The organism is Acinetobacter sp. ANC_7511 (assembly GCF_056779975.1).
In genome coordinates this window covers 57026-79472 of sequence record NZ_JBWYIY010000009.1, presented here as the reverse complement: position 1 = coordinate 79472, position 22447 = coordinate 57026, and the positions used below count along the sequence as shown (strand labels likewise).

The following is a 22447-nucleotide window of genomic DNA, read 5'->3' as shown; positions in this document are numbered from 1 at the left end:
CTCCTGATTATTCTGCTACGATCGCAAGCGCTTCGTTAACGAGTTGTGCTTGTTGTTTTGCATGTAAATATGGTGAGCCACAAGCCGGTGCAGCAGATGCTTCACGACCTGCATAGCTGATTTGAATTTTTTGACCTGACTTCATAACACCTTCGTATAAACGTGGTGCGATGAATAACCATGCGCCTTGATTCTTCGGTTCTTCTTGCGCCCAAACAAGCTCTTTCATATTTGGATATTGTGCAAGTACTTCCGCTAAACGTGCTTCTGGATATGGGTACAATTGTTCAACACGAACAATAGCAGTGTTGTTCAATTCATTTTCACGACGTTTTTCAAGTAAATCGTAATAAACCTTACCACCGCAAAGCACTACACGAGTCACATCCAACTTATTAATGTTATCAACTTCATCAATCACAGTTTGGAAAGTTCCGTTCGCCAATTCATCAAGATTAGATACCGCTAATTTGTGACGTAATAATGACTTTGGAGACATGATAATCATTGGTTTACGAATTGGGCGAATCGCCTGACGACGTAAAGCATGGAAAATCTGTGCAGGAGTTGTAGGCGTCATCACTTGCATGTTTTCTTCAGCACATAGCTGTAAGAAACGCTCTAAACGTGCAGATGAGTGTTCTGGGCCTTGACCTTCAAAACCATGTGGAAGAAGCATCGTTAAACCACAAACGCGCTCCCACTTTGTCTCACCAGAAGCAATGAATTGGTCAATAACAACTTGAGCACAGTTCGCGAAGTCACCAAATTGTGCTTCCCAAATAATTAAGCTCTTAGGTAGAGTTGTTGCATAACCATATTCGAATGCCAATACTGCCATTTCAGACAATAATGAGTCATAAATCGCTGTACGCGGTTGATTTTCTTTAATATGGCAAAGTGGAATATACGTCGAACCGTCTACTTGGTTATGAAGCTTCGCATGACGATGCGAGAATGTACCACGACCAACATCTTCACCAGTTAAACGAACAAGATAACCCTCGTCCAATAACGAAGCATAAGCTAGAGTCTCAGCTGCACCCCAGTTCAATGGCATTTCACCAGTTTGCATTTTAAGACGATCATCGATCACCTTAGAAACTTGACGCTGCATCACGAAGCCTTCAGGAAGCTCACGCATTTTGCGACCAAGTTCTTTTAAACGCTCTTCAGGGAAAGTAGTATCCCAAACGTCAGTGTATTCGTGACCTAAGTATGGCGTCCAGTCAACGAACATTTTTTTATTCGGTTCAAGTACAAGTGCATTAGCAACATGTTTACCTGCTTCTAAATCAGCACGGTAATCTTCGATCATCTGATCTGCAGTCGCACGATCAATTACACCTTCTTGTACTAATTTGTCAGCATATAATGCACGAGTCGTCGTTTTCTTATTAATGACTTGATACATCATTGGCTGAGTTGCTGCTGGCTCATCTGCTTCATTGTGACCGCGACGACGGTAACAGAACATATCGATAACAACGTCTTTACGGAAAGTATGACGGAAATCATGTGCAAGTTGAGCAACAAACAATACAGCTTCAGGATCATCACCATTCACATGGAAGATTGGTGCCTGAATCATTTTCGCGATATCAGTACAGTATTCAGTAGAACGTGCATCACGTGGATCTGATGTTGTAAAACCAACTTGGTTATTGACAACAATATGAACTGTACCACCTACCGTATAACCACGTGTTTGTGACATTTGGAAGGTTTCTTGGTTCACACCTTGACCAGCAAATGCAGCATCACCATGTACGATTACTGGTAATACGTCATCACCACCAATGTCTTTACGACGAACTTGACGAGCACGTACTGAACCTTCAACTACAGGCCCTACGATTTCTAAGTGTGATGGGTTAAATGCCAATGCCAAATGAACTTCGCCACCTGGAGTCATTACGTTTGACGAGAAACCTTGGTGATACTTAACGTCACCAGAACCTTTCTTGTGAAGTGATTTACCTTCAAATTCACCGAAAAGATCTGCTGGGTTTTTACCCATGATATTGACAAGCAAGTTGAGACGACCACGGTGTGGCATACCGATCACAACTTCTTTACATCCCACAGAACCTGCGCGTTGAATAACAGCATCAACCATCGGAATGAAAGATTCACCGCCTTCCACACCAAAGCGCTTAGCACCAACATACTTATTGCCTAAGTATTTCTCTAAGCCTTCAGCTGCAGTTAAACGTTCAAGAACATGTTTCTTTTGTTCTGCTGAAAAACCAAATTGACCTTTCACACCTTCAAGACGTTGTTGAATCCAACGTTTCTCTTTAGTGTCAACAATGTGCATATATTCAACACCAATAGAAGCGCAATACGTCGCCTCCATCGCATTGACCATTTCACCTAAAGTTGCTTCAGTTTTGCCAATTGCAAGATTACCTGTATTGAATACAGTATCTAAGTCAGATTTGGTTAAACCATGAGCCGCTAGATCAAGATCAGGCACTTCTTCTCGTTTTGCCAAACCTAATGGATCTAATTTTGCTTTTTGATGACCGCGGTTACGGTATGCAGCGATTAATTGTAATACGCCAATCTGACGACGCTCGTGCTCAGAACTAACTGAACTTTGAACGACAGGCTGAATACGGTTTGAGTTACGACCCAATAAAAGGAATTGCTCACGTACATTGCTGTGTGGTTGATCCCCTTTTGGGAACTTACCAAAGTATTCTTGCCAATCAGCACCGACTGATTCTGGAGCAACTAAATACTGCTCATAAAGTTCTTCAATATACGCTGCACTGTCAGCGGAAAGTTCAGTGTCAAGACGCAATGCGTCAGCAACTTCTTGCATTTGTGGACCCATTTCCTATTGCAAAACATTACAGGGAGCTTTCTAAGCTCGCCCATGATTGATAATGCCAAATCGGTAAATTGACATTCACCCATCTGGTACAAAAGACCATGGGGCGTATAGCATTAGAGAGTTTCTAATACCAATGACGAATCATAACGCCCTCATTGGCATCATCACTCATCTTTATACTCGATAAAATTACCGAGCAATTTTTGCAAATTGACTTAGAAAAAAATAAAAATATTAGTCTTTTCTAAAGCAACTTTTCAATTTGATTATCCCTGCTTTCAGCTTAACACCAAACCACCAAAATGTTGATTTAATGTACAGATTGAATAACATTCATGCTAAAAATTTTGTTCAAATCCTACCATGAACTTCACTTCAAACTGATTTTATTGACACATACCATTCATAAATTAGCTAAATACAACTATAAACCATTGAGATAATATAAGGTGCATTTAGATAAATTCTATTAAAATTCATAATTATTAGACTAAAGCCTAAAATTATAGATTTAAATACATGCAACTTGGATCATAAAACCGATATCTTAACATTTTAAAAAGATATTTGCAGATGCAAAACGTTTTCATTTATCCCTAAAGTGCATATTTTTTTATGATTGGGGCAAATCTAACCACTTCAACCAAAATATCTCGAAAACTAAATTTAACATCAAGTTTTGATTAAAAAAAAAGCACACCTAAGTGTGCTTTTTTTGGAACAGCATTATCCAGCTTGATCTAACAACATGCTACGAATGTGACCAATCGCTTTTGTTGGATTTAGACCTTTAGGGCATACTGATACACAGTTCATGATACCTTTACAACGGAATAAACTGAAAGGATCGTCTAAACGAGCCAAACGGTCTTGAGTAGCAGTATCACGCGAATCAATAATGAAACGATATGCATTCAACAATGCTGAAGGACCCAAGAATTTATCAGGGTTCCACCAGAATGATGGGCAAGACGTTGAACAACATGCACAAAGAATACATTCATACAAACCATCAAGATGCTCACGCTCTTCTGGAGATTGTAAACGCTCTTTAGGTGGTGCAGGTTGATTATTAATCAAGAACGGTTGAATTTTGTCGTACTGATCATAGAACTGATTCATGTCTACAACCAAGTCTTTGATTACTGGAAGACCTGGTAATGGACGAATAGTAATTACTTCTGGCAAATCGTTTAGGTTCCAAAGACACGCTAAACCATTTTTACCATTGATGTTTACACCATCTGAACCACAAATACCTTCACGACATGAACGACGGAACGTTAAAGTTTCGTCTTGAACTTTCAATGCAAGTAGCGCATCAAGCAACATACGGTGCTTATCAGTCAACTCAAGCTTGAATGTTTGCATGTACGGTGCTTTATCCTTATCAGGATCGTAGCGGTAGATATTAAATGTACGAGTACCTCTACTCATCTTACTTCTCCCAATTAGAATGTACGTGGTTTAGGTGGAATAGCATCAACTGATAAAGGCTTGTAACGTACTGGCTTGTACTCAAGACGGTTATCAGCAGAGAACCATAAAGTATGCTTCATCCACTCATCATCACGACGGCCGTAAGGATATGCTGGATGATCTGGAGATTCTTCAAAATCTACAACAGTATGCGCACCACGACATTCTTTACGTGCAGCAGCAGAGATTAAGGTTGCTTTTGCAACTTCGTATAAGTTTTCCACTTCAAGTGCTTCAATACGCGCAGTATTAAATACTTTTGATTTGTCTTTTAAATGGATATTACGGATACGAGGCTCAAGTGCAAGAATCTCTTTCACACCTTTTTCAAGAAGTTCAGTTGTACGGAATACACCTGCATGATCTTGAACGATATCGCGAATTGCATCAGCAACTTCTTGCGCATTCTCACCAGAAGTTGACTCATCTAAGCGACGGATACGCTCGACAGTTTGCTGAAGCACAGTTGTTGGAAGCGGCGCATATTCATCACCGTGATGCTTAGTCACATAGTCAATGATATGTTCGCCAGCAGCTTTACCAAATACAACTAAGTCAAGCAATGAGTTTGTACCTAAACGGTTAGCACCATGTACAGACACACATGAACATTCGCCAATCGCATAGAAACCTTTCACTGGTTTAGTGAAATTGCGATCCGCAGCATTGGTAGAATAAGTATCGCTGTCTTTGTCGTAATGTGCTTCTAGCGGAGTAGTTTCACGCGATTCAGGAACAACAACTTGACCATGAATGTTAGTTGGAATACCACCCATTTGGTAATGGATTGTTGGTACAACAGGAATTGGCTCTTTTGTGATGTCAACGTTCGCGAACTTCTTACCAATCTCAAATACAGATGGAAGACGTTTCATGATCGTATCAGCACCCAAGTGCGTCATATCAAGAAGGATATAATCACCTTTAGGACCACAACCACGGCCTTCTTTGATCTCTTGGTCCATAGAACGTGATACGAAGTCACGTGGTGCCAAGTCTTTCAAAGTTGGAGCATAACGCTCCATGAACGGTTCGCCGTCTTTGTTACGAAGGATTGCACCTTCACCACGACAACCTTCAGTTAACAATACGCCTGCGCCTGCAACGCCCGTTGGGTGGAATTGCCAGAATTCCATATCTTGTAATGGAATACCTGCACGAGCAGCCATACCAAGACCGTCACCAGTGTTGATATATGCGTTTGTAGATGCGCGGTAAACACGACCAGCACCACCCGTTGCGAACAATGTTGCTTTCGCTTGGAATACTGCAATTTTACCTGTTTCTTGGTCAATTGCTGTAACACCAAGTACATCACCTGCTTCATTACGGATCAAATCAAGCGCGATCCATTCTACGAAGAATTGTGTACCCATTTTCACGTTGCTTTGATAAAGCGTGTGAAGAAGTGCGTGACCTGTACGGTCGGCAGCAGCACAAGCACGAGGAACAGCTTTTTCACCATAGTTCGCAGAGTGACCACCGAATGGACGTTGGTAAATTGTGCCGTCAGCGTTACGATCAAATGGCATACCTAGATGTTCAAGTTCATATACAACTTGTGGCGCTTCACGAGTCATAAACTCAATTGCGTCTTGGTCACCTAACCAGTCAGAACCTTTTACTGTGTCATAGAAATGGTAGTGCCAGTTATCTTCTTGCATGTTACCAAGAGAAGCACCAATACCACCCTGTGCAGCTACAGTGTGAGAACGCGTTGGGAATACTTTAGTCAATACCGCAACTTTCAAACCAGCTTGAGCAAGTTGGTAAGAAGCACGCATACCAGAACCACCACCACCAACGATGACAGCATCGAAAGTTTCGTGTGGAATATTTGTATAATCTTCTTTAGGGTTTATAGCGCCCATGATTGTTTCCTATCAATTCGCCCAAAAAATCTGGATTGCCCAGATCGCATATGCAAATACAGCAATAATAACTGCTGAAGTCAGTACAAGGCGTAAACCTGATGCTGATGGACCCATTTGACGAGTCGTCACATAGTCAGTGAATACTTGCCACATACCAATCCATGCGTGTGCAACAAGAGATAAGACTGCCAATAAAGATAAAATCTTCATCGGTAATGTCATCATAAAGCCGTACCACTGTTCGAAGTTGAAACCACCATTACAAAGGATCCAACCAAACACCACAACAGTATAAACAGCTAAAACTACAGCACTTACACGCTGGATAAACCAATCGCGAGAACCTGAACCCGTTAAACCAGTAGCACTTTTCATTAGAGTACGATCCATACAAATGATGCAACGATACCAATTGCAGATAAAATTAATGCGATTGTTGCTGCTACACGACCACTTTGTAACTCTTCAGCGATACCCATATCAGCAAGCAAATGCTTGATACCTGCGATGAAGTGGTAGATTAAGCCAGCGACAAATACCCATACGATAAAGCGCACGATAAAGCTATCAAAAATAGCTTGAACTTGTGCAAAGCCCTCAGGAGAAGACAATGATTTGTCTAAGATCCATAAAAGAACTGGTACGAGTAAAAATACGATGACACCTGAAAGACGGTGTAAAATAGATGCAATAGCCACAGGGGATTTTAAGTTTACGTCTAAAACTTGACCCATGGACAAATTGACAGGTCTGTTGCTTTTCACAGCGGGCATCCTGTAGTTAAAAACTCCATCCGGAGTTTGTTGGAATTAATTCGAAGGAAAGCTGGCATTTGTTAGACAAATAAATTGTCTAAACCTTTATACGACACGGAATTATAAAACGTGCAATTTCAAATTACAAACCTACGAAGCAGGCGTCAACCATAAAATATTTTTAAATAAGAATCATTTACATCTACTTTCTTACAGTTAAGTCATCTCTCTATTTAAATACAAACACTAAGCCATTAATATTTATATCAATTTATTTTAATTTAGTGTTACTGAACTCAAATGTTCGATTTGTCTTAATTAGACTAAAGCACAACTCACTACAAAAATATATTTTTTCAAGAAATATAATATTTATTTTATTTTTCAAAAACTTAAAGAAAATTAAATCTCAAATAATTTGTACTTTTAAAACTAATTAGAAAAATGAATATTGCTCACATGGTCATTGTTTTTTTATCTAATTGAATTGAGTAATTTCAAATGTAAAAAAGGATAAAAATCATATGCACTTATAAATTAATTACAAAATAAACTTCATTTTCTAATGTTGAGCTCACCACTTAAAATGTAATGAAACATTATAAATTAGACACTTTTTAATCAATTAGTAAATAAAGTGAAAAAAAATATTTCATTGTCATTTTTGGTGTATTTATTCAGTCTATCATCTTAAAAAAACTGACAAATTCTATAAACAATCGCTTTTCACAACCTTTAACATATTGATAAAAGGTATTAATAATCAAGCATTACTTGGTTTAAATCATCAAAATATGCACGTTTTTGTCTTTTTTTTTATGCCACTACCGTTGAAATTGTCTTATTATACGGCGGCGCTAGTGAAAAGCAGATAAATTCCTACTGATTAACTGAGTTTAGAACCAGTCACTTTAGGTCGTCATTTTTATCCATAAGTATAATTGACAATTTTTGACTACTCACTAAGCTTAGAGCAAATTTTGAAACCGTCTAACTCACGGATTACAACAGATTATTTCGGGTTAGATAAAACATTCACCAGGACAGGAGATCTATTGAATGTCTGAAGCAACTGGCAAAAAAGCCGTATTACAGCTTGATGGCAAAGAAATTGAATTACCAATTTACAGCGGCACATTGGGCCCAGATGTAATCGACGTTAAAGATGTATTGGCCGCAGGTCACTTCACTTTTGATCCTGGTTTTATGGCTACAGCGTCTTGCGAGTCTAAAATCACATTTATCGATGGTAATAAAGGTGTTCTATTACACCGTGGTTATCCAATCGACCAACTAGCTACTAAAGCTGATTATTTAGAAACTTGCTACTTATTATTAAATGGTGAGCTTCCTACAGCTGAGCAAAAAGAAGAGTTTGACGCTAAAGTTCGTAACCACACCATGGTTCACGATCAAGTTAGCCGCTTCTATAACGGTTTCCGCCGTGATGCACACCCTATGGCGATTATGGTTGGTGTTGTTGGTGCGTTATCAGCGTTCTATCACAACAACCTTGATATCGAAAATGTTGATCACCGTGAAATTACTGCGATCCGTTTGATTGCTAAAATTCCTACCCTTGCTGCGTGGAGCTACAAGTATACTGTTGGTCAACCATTCGTTTACCCACGTAATGACTTAAGCTATGCAGAAAACTTCTTGTACATGATGTTTGCTACTCCAGCAGATCGTGATTACAAAGTTAACCCTATTCTTGCAAAAGCAATGGATCGTATCTTCACGCTTCATGCTGACCATGAACAAAATGCTTCTACGTCTACAGTACGTTTAGCTGGTTCTACTGGTGCTAATCCGTATGCATGTATCGCTGCTGGTATCTCTGCACTTTGGGGCCCTGCTCACGGTGGTGCAAACGAAGCTGTTCTTAAGATGCTTGATGAAATCGGCTCTGTAGAAAACGTTGCTGGCTTCATGGAAAAAGTGAAGACTAAAGAAGTTAAACTTATGGGCTTCGGTCACCGTGTTTATAAAAACTTCGATCCACGTGCTAAAGTAATGAAAGAAACTTGTGATGAAGTTCTTGGTGCTTTAGGTATCAATGATCCACAGTTAGCTTTAGCAATGGAATTGGAGCGTATCGCACTTTCTGATGAATACTTCATCAAGCGTAACCTTTATCCAAACGTTGACTTCTATTCAGGTATCATCCTTAAAGCGATTGGTATCCCAACAGAAATGTTCACTGTAATCTTCGCACTTGCACGTACTGTTGGTTGGATCAGCCACTGGTTAGAAATGCACAGCGGCCCATACAAGATCGGACGTCCTCGTCAGCTTTACACTGGCGAAGTTCAACGCGATATCGTTCGTTAATTCGAACTACGTCGACAGTCAAAAAACCACCCTTTGGGTGGTTTTTTATTATCTGATTAACAACAAAATATTGTTTTCAGCCCTGATGAAATACAAACCTCGTATATATAGAATATCTACAAACAAAAAAAGCCTGATTAAATCAGGCTTTTTGATCAGTGTTGTGAATAATGATCCAAGTTTAATGAGCTTAACTGCTGTTTTAATTTTGCAAGAGACCATGGCCATGCTGCAAAGTTACGACCATTTTCATCCAAATAGTAACTCTTACAGCCACCTGCATTAAATACAGTGGTTTTAAGATGTTTTTGAACCAATTGATTATGTCGCTTAACAACGTCGTCTTTAATCACAAGCTTGTTAATATTTTGCTTTTTGATCTTTAGTAGGCCATCAAGAATATAATCTAATTGAGCTTCAGCAATACCAATAAATGAGTCATAAACCAGAATATTTGGTCCTAACACCAAAAATGCATTTGGTACATTGGTAATACTTGCACCTAAATAAGCTTCTGGTGAACTATTTTTCCAGCGATCCGCTAAGAGCTTCCCATCCATATCATAAATGCGCTTACCAATTGGCGGATGCGATACCTCAAAACCCGTGCCCCAAATGATGACATCTACTTCATGACGCTCACCATTGGCCGCAACAACCGTATTCCCATCAATCTCAACCAACCCCTCATTGATTAGTTTCACATTATCTTGTTGCAATGCTGGATAATAATTGTTGGCAAATAAAAGACGTTTACAACCAATATCAAAATTTGGTGTGACTTTTTTTCTTAATTCATCATCTTGAATTTGCAACTTCAATAATTGTTTGCTTAAGAAATTCACAGGTTTCAGTACTTTTGGATTACGCAAACCAAAGTTAATGCCATTTAAAATTTGGGCAATACTGCTCCGCCAAGTGGATTGAATAACGGGAAATTTCTGGATCAGTGATTTCGCTTGATCATTCAAATTCATATCAGCTTTTGGCAAAACCCAAGGTGCTGTACGCTGTAACACAAAGAGTTCTTTCGCTAATGGCTGAACCTGAGGAATAAATTGAATCGCTGAAGCACCTGTACCAATAACAGCAATACGTTTACCTTTAAGATCGTACTCATGATTCCATCTTGCAGAGTGAAACATTTCCCCCTTGAAACTTTCTATGCCCTTAATTTTTGGAAATGATGGCTCAGTAATGGGTCCCGTTGTAAAGATTACCGTTTTTGCTAGATACTTTCCTTGAGAAGTTTCTAACGACCACTGCGCCTTCTCGTTATCCCAACGTGCTGCTTTTAATTCATGATTAAATTGGATTTTTTCATTCAGTTGATGCTTCTCAACCACTTCCTCAAGATAACTTAAGATTTCTGGCTGCTTGGCAAACAAATGACTCCATTTGTGACTTGGCGAAAAGGAAAAAGAATATAAGGCTGAAGGAACATCACATCCACATCCTGGATAATTATTATCGCGCCATGTACCACCAACTCGGTTCGCTTTTTCCAGCACAATGTAGTCGCGATAGCCTGCCTGATTCATTTTATATGCCGCAGCGATACCTGAAATACCTGCACCAACAACAATCGTGTCATACACCTTTTGTTGTTGTTCAACTTTAAGTTCTTTATCTGCATTGTTTTTTTTCTTTACTTTTACTTCTGTTTTTTCAGATTGATCATCACTTTGAATTTTTAAATCTGCTTTGCTTTCAAATTCGTTATCGAGTGTCATTCTTTTATCTCTCTATTATTTTACAAACCGCTTAAACCATGGATAACCTACACCTAACATCTTGGTATATAAGGTCGGTGAAGCACGCTTCATCAACCAAAATAATTTCGCGTCTGGCTGTGGAATCGTATAAAGAATGCCTTTATCTAAATTGTTTAAGGTTTTTTGTGCAACTTGATCACTTGTGACAAATGCATGATTCTGCAATAAATCATCCGCTAAACCCGAGTAATTGGAAGGTAATCGCCCATTCTTCATAATATTGGTAGGTACTAAAGTTGGGCAAAGCACATTCACATGGATATTATCTTGATGTAATTCTGCAGATAACGTTTCAGATAATGCAAGTACACTAGATTTCGTCACGTTATAAGCTGTCATTTCAGGTGCAGCTGTAAAACCTGCTGCTGAAGCAACATTAATAATTGCCCCATAACCTTGTTGTTTAAACTTCGGTACAAAAAAGTGACAACCATGAATCACGCCCCATAAATTGACATGCATACACCATTGCCAATCTTCTAGTGTCACCTCATCAAACTTACCACCTAACCCCACGCCAGCATTATTAATAACAAGTGTCACAGGATGATTAAAAAGGTTTTCTGCTTGATTCGCCAATCGCTCAACATCTTCCTTTTTTCCCACATCGCAGGATTCAGCAAATGCTTTTTGGCCTGTGGTCTGAGAAATCAGCTGAACAGTTTCTTCAGCTGCAGCTAAATTAATATCAGCACACACCACTTGACCACCACGTTTTGCAATTTCCAATGCAAAACTCCGTCCAATACCACTTCCAGCACCCGTTACCACAGCATAAGCCTGATGGCTCGGTTTAATTTTCTTCTTAAAAAAAAGCATGAACTATCCTTATTCTTATACCTTTAAAGCAGGCATGAATTCCTTCGTAAAGTATGGTGTTAAAATACCATCCACTGGATTTAATAAACGTTCTTTGTAGTACTCTAAAAACGCTGATGTATCATGATCATTCGGATGGAAGTCTGGTTTGAGATATTCGAAAATATGTTTGATCGAACTGCCATAAACACCATCTTTTAGACCAAAAATCAAACCTACACTTCGGTACATATCTTTGTAGTAACTTAAACTGATTAGATTTGATGGCTTACGATAAAATGGCACAACTAGTGATGCAGCAGAAATCAGCACTAAAATCGTAATAAGCGCTGGGAAAAAGCCTGCTATTCTTAAAGCATAGTTACTCGAAAGAAGTTGGAACACATCATATGCAATATCTTTATGCTCTGATTCCTCAAGCATATGCCACATCCAAATTGCGCGTTGTTTCTCATCTTGAGATTCGAAGAAAATATGCTCATGATTCATCATGTATTCAGCAAGCACTGCGGTAAAATGCTCAATCCCAGCCATAAGCGATAATTTCATTGGCTGAGGCAACCGATTAAAACCATATTCAAAAACGTGATGCGCCAGAAATCTAAACAATTTGACAGGCAAATCTGCCTTTAAAAAAGCGTCATTTAATTCTTCATGAAGTTTAGAATGTAAAGCTTCTTGCCCAATCAGTGCTGTCACTCTTTGCTTCAGTAATGGATCTTGAATAAAGTCACGATGATAACGTGCTGTATCAATAACGAGATCCTCACCATAGGTTAAAAAAATTGAAAGTGAGGCAAAGTAAGCACTTGCTAATTCCGCATTCAAATAAAATTTTGGATCAATCTTTTGATGATCAAAATCAAATTTCATATGACGAATTGGAATAGCTTTTGATTGATTCTCAGGATCAAATTTAGAACCGTTTAGAAATTTAGAAATTTTTTTTAGTGGCTGAGTTAATAACATGGCGAACCTTCTCTTTTATCTCAGTGAATAAATTCAAATAATGTGAATTCTTCGACGTTTCTAAAAAATTAAGATAAAAAGACGAAATAGCCATTTGCATAATAAATCTTTAGAGATGGCATAATTGCTCATTCATCAAGATTGTCTAACAAAATTATTAAGTTTTAATCAGTAAATACCATTTCATTATCATTAAAGGTCAACACCATTTTTAACAAGTAATGATTCCAAATAGTGATATTTTGAATGTCACATAAACTTTAAGTAGATTAAGAAATAAGTATGATGTTGTGGATGCCACTTATTTTAAAATGGATAAAATTTGACGCTTTTAGATGTAGAACACTCACCCAAGGTGAAATCACGTTGAGCCAAAGTGTCTTTGGTGATCTTATAGATTATGACAGTGTGAAAATCATGAATCATCCGTTTCTACCGTGGCAACCCTCAGCGGTATTTATGGCACCAAAGGGCTATTTGCATATTCGTAACAAACATTTCAAAACTGACTATTCGAAAGAAAATAAAATCTATCAAGGAATTTTCATTCACGAGATGACTCATATTTTACAACACCAACAAGGACAAAATGTTTTGCTCAAAGGCGCTTTTCTGCAAAGTGCGTATTTTATTTCCTTCAAAAAGTATAATCCTTATGCCTATAAATTTGACCCTAAAAAAAATTTCAATGACTACAACATTGAACAACAAGGCGATATAGCTAGAGATATATTTTTGAAAAAGATTCCGAATATTATTTTGAATCAATAAAAATTGTAAAATTAAAAGAATATTTTTTATTCAAGCTATTGATTTGTGAATCAGAAACACCATATCAGCTTTGACATCTGATTTACTGTGTCGCAAATCCATTACGATTTAATTTTTTATGTACAAACAATGGCAAAAGCTAGTATCTACTTTTATTTTAGATAGAATACATATGAATCGTAGTTTTTGCTGTGCAAAAAATAAGATCTTTTATCATGTTTGAATGATGTAAATTTGAGCCATTTGGCAGTTATGTAATATCACATACACACAGCTGAATAATTACTCCAATAAAATCAGCACGTGCTGTATATAAACCTATAGGATAGGACTTGGTTTAAATGAATAGTTTTAAAGTTTCTCTTGCTCAATTCTCTCCATTTGTCGGCAATATAGAAGCCAATGTTCAACGAATGATTGAACTCGCTAATGAAGCCAAACAGCAAAATGCCAATATCATTGTGTTTCCTGAACTTTCGACCATTGGTTATCCTGCAGAGGATCTCCTACTTCGTCCAAGCCTAAGCAAACGTACAGCATCAGCTTTCGAAAAACTGGCTGAAGTGAAAGACATTGTGATGGTATTTGGTTTTGTTAATCAAGCTGATTCGGGTGCACGCTATAACTCTGCAGCCGTTATGAAAGATGGGCAAGTATTAGGTATTTATAACAAGCAAAATTTACCAAATTATAGTGTTTTTGATGAAAAGAGATATTTCGCTGAGGGTCATCAACACCTTGTATTTGAATATTTAGGACATAAATTCGGTGTATTAATTTGCGAAGATGTCTGGACGCTAGAGAGTGTTCAACAACTTGCCAAACTAAATGTTGAAACTGTTCTTGTGCTAAATGCCTCACCATACGAAGTTGGAAAGCCTCAACACCGTGTTGTTACGCTTACAGAGTTAGCTAAACAATTGAATCTCAATCTTGTTTATGTCAACCAAGTGGGTGGGCAAGATGATCTCATTTTCGACGGAACAAGTTTCGTTGTAAATGCAAATGGTGAAGTTGTACTTGAAGCACCAAGCTTTAAAGAAGACCTTTTTCATGTTGAATATGAAGCAGAGCTTAAATCTTTTAAAGCCGCTACCAAAGCACCTGCATTAGATACGATTGCAGAAATTTACCAAGCTTTGGTTTTGGCAACACGAGATTATGTACAACGCTCAGGTTTCCCTGGTGTCATTCTTGGTCTCTCTGGTGGTATCGACTCAGCACTCACCCTTGCAATCGCTGTCGATGCTATTGGAGCAGATAAAGTTCAAGCGGTTATGATGCCTTACACATATACCTCTCAAATCAGTGTTGAAGACGCGACTGAGCAGGCAAAACGTATGGGAGTCACTTTTGGTATTGCGGAAATTCACCCAATCGTCAACAGCTTTATGCAGACATTACACCCATTCTTCGGCAATTCTCCTGCTGATGCAACTGAGGAAAATTTACAAGCTCGCGCACGCGGCACCTTATTAATGGGTCTGTCGAATAAATTTGGTAATCTTGTTTTATCTACAGGTAACAAATCTGAATTATCTGTTGGTTACTGCACACTGTACGGTGATATGGTCGGTGGTTTTGCTGTACTTAAAGATGTTTATAAAACGATTGTATTTGAGTTAGCGAAATACCGTAATAGTTTGGAAGATACGCCTGTAATCCCTGAACGTGTGATTACTCGCCCACCTTCTGCTGAATTACGACCTGATCAAAAAGATCAAGACTCATTACCACCTTACGATGTTCTTGATGCAATTTTATATGCATATATTGAAGAAGATCAGAGTCTTGAAGATATTATCTCCAAAGGTTTTGATCGAGATATCGTGACTAAAGTCATTGGGTTGGTTGATCGCAACGAATATAAGCGCCGTCAGGGTGCAATTGGTCCACGTATATCCTCTCGTGCATTTAGCCGCGAACGCCGCTATCCAATCGTAAATGGATGGAAAGCAGGTGTCTAACTCGACACAACTCAATCAATTTGCTCAAGCACTTATGCTTGAGCAAATTCGGTTTACCCAACAACATTTATTAAATGCTGAATCAAATGCGGTATTAGACACGTTTGTTTCACAAGCTTATGCTCAGTTTAATCGAATTAAATTAAAAGATATTGTAAATATTGAACAACTTCATGCTGTTGTTTCGAAATATACTTTTGAGTTAAATCTTGGACCTGATTTACTAGAGTTTATTGGCGCTGTTGCACAACGTATTTACCTTCATTTAAAGAATTCAAATGCTTTAATCGGAGATTTAATTTCAGACCATGATTTTGGGCTATGGCTAAATAAAATTCTTGAATTAGATCAAGTACGTTATGGTTTAAAACAACAAATTTTGAGTAATGAGAAGGCACATGCAGTGAGCCTTCAATTAGCAAATCAGATTTTAGAAAAATATACACCTTGGCTGGATAGGCTTCGAAAAAATAAAGTTCAAAATCATACGGTCAAATCAAAGATTTTTAATTATCTCCAAGATCAGCAACATACATTAGAGTTAAAACTAGAATCCCAACTTGCAAATGCAATATTGGTTCAATTAGGCGAAATTATCACGCTGCCTCAAAATGAACTTTATGAAATCATTCAACATATTTGGTCAGATCTCCAATTTCAAAAAATTTCAGCTCAGCTTGAGCAGATTGAAGCCATTGATGTCGAAGATTTTTTTATTCTGGTCTATGAAACCTGGAGAAATTTACGCCAATCCGCTGAGATTCAGTCCATCATTTTAGAAGTGGTTGATGAGTTCTATGAATATTTTGGTGATTACAGTTTACAAGCTTTACTTACGGCTGTTGGACTAACTCAAGAAGATTTAGTGATCGAAGCCCATCGTTTTGCACCTCAACTTATCACCATGTTAAATGATTTTGGCGTTCTAGAACAATTAATTCAAAGCTTGATTCAGCCTTTTTATCAAGCACAATCTACACTTGATATTATCTCAAAACATTTTGAGAAATAAAAAAAAGACCATGCGGTGAGCATAGTCTATAAAAATGGTGGCTATGACGGGACTTGAACCTGTGACCCCCGCATTATGAGTGCGGTGCTCTAACCAACTGAGCTACATAGCCGTAAACTGTGTGCGCATTATCTTAAGTTATCGTTGTATCGTCAAGCATACGAAAGCACTAATGATCACCCTTTATACAAATAAACCTTATTTGAACAAAATTAATCCATAATTATATGATTTTATTGTAATAGTAAGGTTTCAATAACATCAAAATCATGCTCAATCCTCAATATTTTATTCTCATATGCTGTTTAACCCTTGTGAGCGGATGCCAAACGATTCATCCCATATTTGTGAATTATCACGGTGTACGCATGGATGTCGCTCAATGGATCAATGCTCAAAACTTTATAACCATGCAACAAAAACGAACTCTAGTTCAATTAAGCCGTGCTCAACAAAAGCTCGTGCATATTGATGTCATTCCTGAAGATCATAAACTTGCCGTGAGTAAAGAGAATGCGGTTGCTCTTCATTGTGCACAGCTTTATTTGTCTGAGCAAAAAATTGAAAGCTTGCAAAATATTGTGTTTTCAAATGTAAATCAGAGAGCCGTTTTAGCACAATTTGAACAAGGGTTTCCAAAAATTAAGCTAGATTCTCAGCTTATTCAGTGCCAATGAAAACTCAAGATTTCACACATAAAAAAAGACCACACTAGTGAGTGTGGTCTATAAAAAATGGTGGCTATGACGGGACTTGAACCTGTGACCCCCGCATTATGAGTGCGGTGCTCTAACCAACTGAGCTACATAGCCGTAAACTGTGGGCGCATTATCTACTTGATTGATGTATCCGTCAAGTAATATCGGCACTGTTTGATCAAAATTTGTTGAAGTGAGCCGATAAGCCGGGTTCTGTCTAGAACGATCATTCCTCTAGGCATACAATCACTCATATGCTCAAGCGACCTACCCGAATCCAGTATGGGCCATACCTTAAGGATTCCTATTTGGTCTTGCTTCAGGTGGGGTTTACCATGCCATGAACTGTTACCAGTCATGCGGTGCGCTCTTACCGCACCCTTTCACCCTTACCATATTCTAGGCTAAACCGAAGTTCAGTTGCAAAATGGCGGTCTACTCTCTGCTGCACTTTCCGTAGGCTTACGCCTCCCAGGCGTTACCTGGCACCTTGCCCGATGAAGCCCGGACTTTCCTCCCCTGCTTTAGTCACGAAGACCTTCACAGCAGCGATCGTCTGGCTCACTTCAAGTGGCGCATCTTAACAAACTTTGAGATCAATTGCTCGTGCTTTTTTGAGCAATTAGTTTTTTATACTTTTCCAGCAATTCATCCTCAGATTCCACATGATTAGGATCTTTAGGAATACAGTCTACCGGGCAGAATAATGAACACTGGGGTTGGTCATAATGACCAATACATTCAGTACATAGATTCGGATCAATTTCATAGATCAGTTCACCCATATAAATCGCTTCATTTGGGCATACAGGCTCACAAACGTCACAATTGATGCACTCATCCGTAATAATTAAAGACACTCTACCAACCTTGCTGATGCTTACGTTCAAATGCCTCAACAACTGCTTTTGGCACAAATTTCGTCACATCACCTTTCAAACGTGCAATTTCACGAACTAATGTGGATGAAATAAACGAGTATTGCTCTGACGGCGTTAAAAATACAGCTTCAAAATTTGAATCTAATTGACGATTCATATTTGCAAGTTGAAACTCATATTCAAAGTCAGATACTGCTCTTAAACCTCTGAGTACAGCTGTTGCCTTTTGCTCTTGAAAAAAATTCACCAACAAACCATCAAAACCAACAAATTCTACGTTATCTAAATGGCTTAATGATGATTTTGCAAGCGCAACTCGCTCATCTAAACTAAACACTGGATTTTTGTGATGACCAATTGCAATCGCAACTACAACTTCATCAAACATTTTTGCAGCACGAGAGACAAGATCAATATGACCATTGGTAATAGGATCGAATGTTCCCGGATAGATGACACGAGTTTTAGACATCCATTTATACTCTAAGATTATTATGTAGGCGCATAGTTTAACAAAAACTCAATTCACACGCACACTTGTTGACAGTGAAATGACTTCACCTCAAGCCAAGTTTGAGGCAAAATAGGCCTAATCTTGGAATATTTGTATTATGTCGAAATCGATTGTAGTTAAAAAAAATAATAGTGGCACTATTGCGCTAAATAAACGTGCACGTCACGATTATTTTATTGAGGAAAAATTTGAAGCTGGTTTAGCGTTACAAGGTTGGGAAGTAAAATCTCTTCGCGCTGGACGCATGAGTATCACGGAAAGCTATATTATTTTCAAAAATAATGAAGCTTATTTATTTGGTGCTCAAATTCAACCTCTTCTTTCTGCTTCAACTCATATCGTTCCCGAAGCAACACGTACTCGTAAGCTACTTCTTTCACGTCGTGAACTCGAGAAACTCCAAGGGGCGATCAATCAAAAAGGTTACACATGTGTACCTTTGGCGTGCTATTGGAAAGGTCGTTTAGTCAAACTCGAAATTGCACTTGTTAAAGGTAAACAATTACACGATAAACGTGCCACTGAAAAAGACCGCGATTGGCAGCGTGATAAAGCAAGAATTTTTCATAAATAAAAAAACCGCTCATTTGAGCGTTTTTTTTATTAACAAAACCTTAAATTTCCATAACAGTTTGGAGCAAAGGTTTGATTTTTAAGTTGTAAATCTTTTAATGGAAAATTTACATTGGTATTCGGCAAATGAACATTCCCAACACCAAGTTTGTCACCGAACAGACAATCAAGTGCATTACAAGATGGAGGATTTCGACTGATATAATCACTGATTGGTCCAACCACTTGTTTTAACACATCATTCGTAATATCGATACGCTTCTCAGGTGTTACATCCCCAATATTAATCGAATCATTAAACGCCATCCACCAGCCCTGTTGTGCAGCAACGTCAGCATTTGGCCACCAGATTTCACTGTTTTGCACAGAGAGCGAGAATGGATTGTTTACAGGGATTTTATGAATTAAACCTAAGTTTTGATCTACCGTAATGTTGGCTTTTAAACCTGTAATGTTACCACTGACCTCTTTTTGCAAATTCAGTAATCCTACCCCTAGCACTTGGATATTAGCCGTGAGATTACCACCAAAATTCAATTGATTAATATTGGCAACACCTGTCAATTGTGCAGAACTCATTCGAGTACCAGAGACCGTAGTTCCATTAATCTGAATTGGTGCCGTCGTTTCTTGTAATGCTAAATTGTAATTATTCGATTTAAAATCGAGTGTCAAAGTAGGTGCGATAATACAAATTAAACAAATTCTTGCATTCACTTTTCCATCGATAGTTTGACCAGTATCAGCATAAGTCATACTTCGAGCATTAGTATAGCCCATACCCTGAGTGGGATTAATTTTTAAATAACCACTGAGTGAGTTAATACCATTCGGTTTGTCAGAGTTTTCATCACCAAGCGTCAGTAAACCTAATACTTTTTCAGCACTGAGACGCAAACCCACAACTTCTCGAGTTGATGCAGATGTTGGATTTTTTACCGCGAACTCTAAAAATGGATTGGTTAACTTAGCTGAAGAACCCGCACGACCTTCTCTAGTGTCTGACATACCACTCAAACTCAGATTTTCGATATCAATGTCACATCCACCTGCTCCATTAATACCACCACAGCCAAGTTGTAAATGCTTAATATTTGCATTGAGTTCTATATCTGCTTCCATTCCAAGCTTATAAAAGCCAACACCTTTACCTCGCATATTGTTTGCCCCATCATTGGGATCAATATAACTCATACTTAACAAAGCTTGGCCATTTGTCGCTGATAACTCTTCATCACTCATCATTTTTAAATCATTATGAATGTTATTTGCCGTTGCATACAAAGGAATCAACACTAAGCATGATGTTGATAAAATCAATTTGATAGAACCAATTAAACTCTTCAACATTAGAGTCTCCATATTATTTTTATTCAGGCTTAATCCATAAGCAACAGCATTACTATCTATAAATTAATGAAAAAAATAAAGAGGCTTAAAACTTGCTAAAAGAATTAAAATATAGAAATTAAAATAAAATTGAATATTTTCTAGAGACTTACATCACATTGTTAATTTTTAAAATGTGATATATATTTCAATTTATCCGATGAAGTGCAAACTTAAAACTCAAGTATATCTCTTATTTAACAGAATTTTAAACTTCCATAACAGTTTGGGGCAAAGGATTGATTTTTTAACTGTAAGTTTACCAAATCCATATTCACTCTTGAATTTGTTAATGGAACCTCACCTAATCTAAAATTACCTGCTAAACAACTTGTTGCTAAAAAACCACATTCGATTGGATTAGCCTGTAAATAATTACTAATTAGCGGTACAACTTGTTTAATCACTGCATCTGTCACAACCACTTTTTGACTCGGAGTAACATTACCTATATCAATTGGGTCCTCGATTGAAAGCCACCAACCTGTCTGAGCAGCAACACTCGCTCCAGTCCAATGTATATCTTGTTTTTGCATCGATAGAGAAAATGGATTGCTCAAAGGTAAGCGGTGAATATATCCAAGGTTCTCTGAAACTTTAACATCTACATTTAGGTTTGAAACATTACCCGTAATGTCACCAGATAGTGGTATAGGCAAAAGCCCCCAGAGTTTAGCACTTGCAGAAATTTTCCCTGACAATGCAATGTTATCTATTCGAGCAACACCTGTTAAATAAACATTTGACATTCTGTTACCACTAATAGTTTGGCCATTAATTTTTAAAGAGCCGCTTCCCTCAGCTAAATTTAAAGCATAATCATTAGACGTAAAGTCTGCACTTACGAAACCTGTTGTACTCTTAGCTTTTCCGTAAACTAATTCTCCAAGATTGTTAAAATTTACACCAGAACGAGCTGCTGTTGTCGCAGTTCCAACAGCGTCCTTAATCTTCAGATAGCCACTTAAACTATTGATACCATTTTGTTTTTCAGAGTTCTCACTACCAAGCGTTAATAATCCTAGTACTTTTTCTGCACTTAAACGAACACCAACCATTTCACGTGTGGAAGCTGAATCTGGGTTTTTTATAGCAAACTCTAAAAATGGATTGGTTAGTTGGGCACTTGATTGGACTCGTCCTTCACGAGTTTCTGCAACCCCTGACAAACTTAAGTTATCGATATCAATATCACAACCGTTTGCACCATTGACTCCACCGCATCCAAGTTGCAATCTTTTGATGTTAGCATTTAAATCTAATTGGGCTTCCATTCCCATTTTATAAAATCCAATATTTTGACCAGAATTCTTATTGACGGAATCTGCAGGTGAAATATAGCTTAAGCTCATGAGTGCTTTACCTTCAACATGTGAAAGTTCAGCGTCAGTCAGTTCTTGCATTGGAGCAGCATACGCTAATGTTATTGAAGTCAATCCATAGATGACAGGAATACAAAAATTTCTTGATTTCGCGAATCCTATTAAGATCATCATTGTCTCCACAATTTTTTATTTTTATGTCTTGTCTAACAAAAAGACAATGTAATATTCACTATTATATAAATTTTTACTATCAAATTGTGATTGATCTAACATTTTTTGTATTTGAATAATTCATATTTCAAAAAAAATGGTCTAGTAATGAATCACTTATATCAACTTAGTAACTTGTAAATTAATGTATTTTTATTTAAATCTTTCATTTAAATAAACAACAGATCGAAGTGATTAAATAAAATCTCAAACATAAGTAAAGATGATGAGCTTTAAGAAAGTCATCATTTAAATACCCA

General features: G+C 37.8%; 18 protein-coding genes, 2 tRNA genes and 1 other RNA gene. 6 read left to right on the top strand and 15 right to left on the bottom strand.

Features of this window, described 5'->3' with window-relative positions:
• Positions 1-7: 7 nt before the first annotated feature.
• The 5 genes from AC1M9L_RS07690 to sdhC form a co-directional block, all read right to left on the bottom strand.
• Positions 8-2830, bottom strand: coding sequence for a 2-oxoglutarate dehydrogenase E1 component (locus AC1M9L_RS07690; protein WP_481591793.1), 2823 nt, complete (start codon positions 2828-2830; stop codon positions 8-10).
• A 738-nt stretch (positions 2831-3568) separates the two neighbouring features.
• Positions 3569-4279, bottom strand: a complete 711-nt coding sequence (locus AC1M9L_RS07685; protein ID WP_035268507.1) for a succinate dehydrogenase iron-sulfur subunit — start codon at positions 4277-4279, stop codon at positions 3569-3571.
• 14 nt (positions 4280-4293) lie between these two features.
• Positions 4294-6192, bottom strand: coding sequence for a succinate dehydrogenase flavoprotein subunit (gene sdhA / locus AC1M9L_RS07680; protein ID WP_035268510.1), 1899 nt, complete (start codon positions 6190-6192; stop codon positions 4294-4296).
• Between the two features lie 12 nt (positions 6193-6204).
• Positions 6205-6570 (bottom strand): succinate dehydrogenase, hydrophobic membrane anchor protein, encoded by a 366-nt coding sequence (gene sdhD, locus AC1M9L_RS07675; protein ID WP_035268511.1) that lies wholly within the window; start codon positions 6568-6570, stop codon positions 6205-6207.
• Positions 6570-6968 (bottom strand): succinate dehydrogenase, cytochrome b556 subunit, encoded by a 399-nt coding sequence (gene sdhC, locus AC1M9L_RS07670; protein ID WP_179997761.1) that lies wholly within the window; start codon positions 6966-6968, stop codon positions 6570-6572. Before sdhC ends, sdhD begins: the two co-directional genes overlap by 1 nt.
• 1041 nt (positions 6969-8009) lie before the next feature.
• Between sdhC and gltA the strand changes: the two genes are divergently transcribed.
• A complete protein-coding gene (gltA, locus tag AC1M9L_RS07665; RefSeq protein WP_035269948.1) occupies positions 8010-9284 on the top strand; it encodes a citrate synthase in 1275 nt (424 codons plus the stop codon).
• A 155-nt stretch (positions 9285-9439) separates the two neighbouring features.
• On the opposite strand, the gene AC1M9L_RS07660 is transcribed toward gltA, so the two are convergent.
• From AC1M9L_RS07660 to AC1M9L_RS07650, 3 genes are read right to left on the bottom strand one after another with little or no spacing between them, the layout of a single operon-like run.
• Positions 9440-11017 (bottom strand): flavin-containing monooxygenase, encoded by a 1578-nt coding sequence (locus AC1M9L_RS07660; RefSeq protein WP_481591792.1) that lies wholly within the window; start codon positions 11015-11017, stop codon positions 9440-9442.
• 15 nt (positions 11018-11032) lie between these two features.
• Positions 11033-11878, bottom strand: coding sequence for an SDR family NAD(P)-dependent oxidoreductase (locus tag AC1M9L_RS07655; RefSeq protein ID WP_481591791.1), 846 nt, complete (start codon positions 11876-11878; stop codon positions 11033-11035).
• 15 nt (positions 11879-11893) lie between these two features.
• Entirely contained in the window at positions 11894-12847 is a 954-nt protein-coding gene (locus AC1M9L_RS07650) for a metal-dependent hydrolase (RefSeq protein WP_481590217.1), read from the bottom strand.
• Positions 12848-13129: 282 nt separating this feature from the next.
• On the opposite strand from AC1M9L_RS07650, the gene AC1M9L_RS07645 reads away from it, so the two are divergent.
• The 3 genes from AC1M9L_RS07645 to AC1M9L_RS07635 all read left to right on the top strand — a co-directional run bounded on the left by AC1M9L_RS07645 (position 13130) and on the right by AC1M9L_RS07635 (position 16597).
• Positions 13130-13618 (top strand): hypothetical protein, encoded by a 489-nt coding sequence (locus AC1M9L_RS07645; RefSeq protein WP_481591790.1) that lies wholly within the window; start codon positions 13130-13132, stop codon positions 13616-13618.
• A gap of 341 nt (positions 13619-13959) precedes the next feature.
• Complete coding sequence (locus AC1M9L_RS07640; protein WP_481591789.1) at positions 13960-15585, top strand: NAD+ synthase; 1626 nt, start codon at positions 13960-13962, stop codon at positions 15583-15585.
• Complete coding sequence (locus AC1M9L_RS07635; RefSeq protein ID WP_481591788.1) at positions 15578-16597, top strand: hypothetical protein; 1020 nt, start codon at positions 15578-15580, stop codon at positions 16595-16597. The genes AC1M9L_RS07640 and AC1M9L_RS07635 overlap by 8 nt, the downstream gene beginning before the upstream one ends.
• Positions 16598-16632: 35 nt before the next feature.
• On the opposite strand, the gene AC1M9L_RS07630 is transcribed toward AC1M9L_RS07635, so the two are convergent.
• Positions 16633-16709 (bottom strand) — tRNA-Met (locus AC1M9L_RS07630).
• A 202-nt stretch (positions 16710-16911) separates the two neighbouring features.
• Between AC1M9L_RS07630 and AC1M9L_RS07625 the strand changes: the two genes are divergently transcribed.
• The gene (locus tag AC1M9L_RS07625) at positions 16912-17274 is read left to right on the top strand and encodes a hypothetical protein (protein ID WP_373683286.1); all 363 of its coding nucleotides are present in this window, start codon (positions 16912-16914) and stop codon (positions 17272-17274) included.
• 58 nt (positions 17275-17332) lie between these two features.
• Here the strand turns inward: AC1M9L_RS07625 and AC1M9L_RS07620 are convergent.
• The 4 genes from AC1M9L_RS07620 to coaD form a co-directional block, all read right to left on the bottom strand.
• Positions 17333-17409, bottom strand: a tRNA-Met gene (locus AC1M9L_RS07620).
• Positions 17410-17481: 72 nt separating this feature from the next.
• Positions 17482-17863: RNase P RNA component class A (gene rnpB / locus AC1M9L_RS07615), an RNA gene on the bottom strand.
• Positions 17864-17891: 28 nt separating this feature from the next.
• On the bottom strand, positions 17892-18155 hold the full coding sequence (locus AC1M9L_RS07610; protein WP_180027945.1) for a YfhL family 4Fe-4S dicluster ferredoxin: 264 nt from the start codon (positions 18153-18155) through the stop codon (positions 17892-17894).
• A gap of 1 nt (position 18156) precedes the next feature.
• Positions 18157-18648 carry a pantetheine-phosphate adenylyltransferase gene (coaD, locus tag AC1M9L_RS07605; protein WP_035269911.1) on the bottom strand — a complete coding sequence of 164 codons (492 nt, stop codon included), beginning with the start codon at positions 18646-18648 and terminating at the stop codon, positions 18157-18159.
• A gap of 139 nt (positions 18649-18787) precedes the next feature.
• Here coaD and smpB point away from each other — a divergent pair, with 139 nt between their 5' ends.
• On the top strand, positions 18788-19264 hold the full coding sequence (gene smpB / locus AC1M9L_RS07600) for an SsrA-binding protein SmpB (protein WP_035269908.1): 477 nt from the start codon (positions 18788-18790) through the stop codon (positions 19262-19264).
• 29 nt (positions 19265-19293) lie between these two features.
• Here smpB and AC1M9L_RS07595 read toward each other — a convergent pair whose 3' ends face one another.
• Both AC1M9L_RS07595 and AC1M9L_RS07590 read right to left on the bottom strand, forming a co-directional pair.
• Positions 19294-20589: a hypothetical protein gene (locus AC1M9L_RS07595; RefSeq protein WP_481591835.1), complete on the bottom strand. Its 1296-nt coding sequence runs from the start codon at positions 20587-20589 to the stop codon at positions 19294-19296.
• Between the two features lie 260 nt (positions 20590-20849).
• Positions 20850-22145 carry a hypothetical protein gene (locus AC1M9L_RS07590; RefSeq protein ID WP_481591787.1) on the bottom strand — a complete coding sequence of 432 codons (1296 nt, stop codon included), beginning with the start codon at positions 22143-22145 and terminating at the stop codon, positions 20850-20852.
• Positions 22146-22447 lie beyond the last annotated feature (302 nt).

Excerpts from the sequence above, each read along its gene's own strand:
- AC1M9L_RS07690 (WP_481591793.1), bottom strand. The coding sequence starts at position 2,830 with ATGCAAGAAGTTGCTGACGCATTGCGTCTTGACACTGAACTTTCCGCT.
- AC1M9L_RS07685 (WP_035268507.1), bottom strand. The coding sequence starts at position 4,279 with ATGAGTAGAGGTACTCGTACATTTAATATCTACCGCTACGATCCTGAT.
- sdhA (WP_035268510.1), bottom strand. The coding sequence starts at position 6,192 with ATGGGCGCTATAAACCCTAAAGAAGATTATACAAATATTCCACACGAA.
- sdhD (WP_035268511.1), bottom strand. The coding sequence starts at position 6,570 with ATGAAAAGTGCTACTGGTTTAACGGGTTCAGGTTCTCGCGATTGGTTT.
- sdhC (WP_179997761.1), bottom strand. The coding sequence starts at position 6,968 with ATGCCCGCTGTGAAAAGCAACAGACCTGTCAATTTGTCCATGGGTCAA.
- gltA (WP_035269948.1), top strand. The coding sequence starts at position 8,010 with ATGTCTGAAGCAACTGGCAAAAAAGCCGTATTACAGCTTGATGGCAAA.
- AC1M9L_RS07660 (WP_481591792.1), bottom strand. The coding sequence starts at position 11,017 with ATGACACTCGATAACGAATTTGAAAGCAAAGCAGATTTAAAAATTCAA.
- AC1M9L_RS07655 (WP_481591791.1), bottom strand. The coding sequence starts at position 11,878 with ATGCTTTTTTTTAAGAAGAAAATTAAACCGAGCCATCAGGCTTATGCT.
- AC1M9L_RS07650 (WP_481590217.1), bottom strand. The coding sequence starts at position 12,847 with ATGTTATTAACTCAGCCACTAAAAAAAATTTCTAAATTTCTAAACGGT.
- AC1M9L_RS07645 (WP_481591790.1), top strand. The coding sequence starts at position 13,130 with ATGATGTTGTGGATGCCACTTATTTTAAAATGGATAAAATTTGACGCT.
- AC1M9L_RS07640 (WP_481591789.1), top strand. The coding sequence starts at position 13,960 with ATGAATAGTTTTAAAGTTTCTCTTGCTCAATTCTCTCCATTTGTCGGC.
- coaD (WP_035269911.1), bottom strand. The coding sequence starts at position 18,648 with ATGTCTAAAACTCGTGTCATCTATCCGGGAACATTCGATCCTATTACC.
- smpB (WP_035269908.1), top strand. The coding sequence starts at position 18,788 with ATGTCGAAATCGATTGTAGTTAAAAAAAATAATAGTGGCACTATTGCG.
- AC1M9L_RS07590 (WP_481591787.1), bottom strand. The coding sequence starts at position 22,145 with ATGATCTTAATAGGATTCGCGAAATCAAGAAATTTTTGTATTCCTGTC.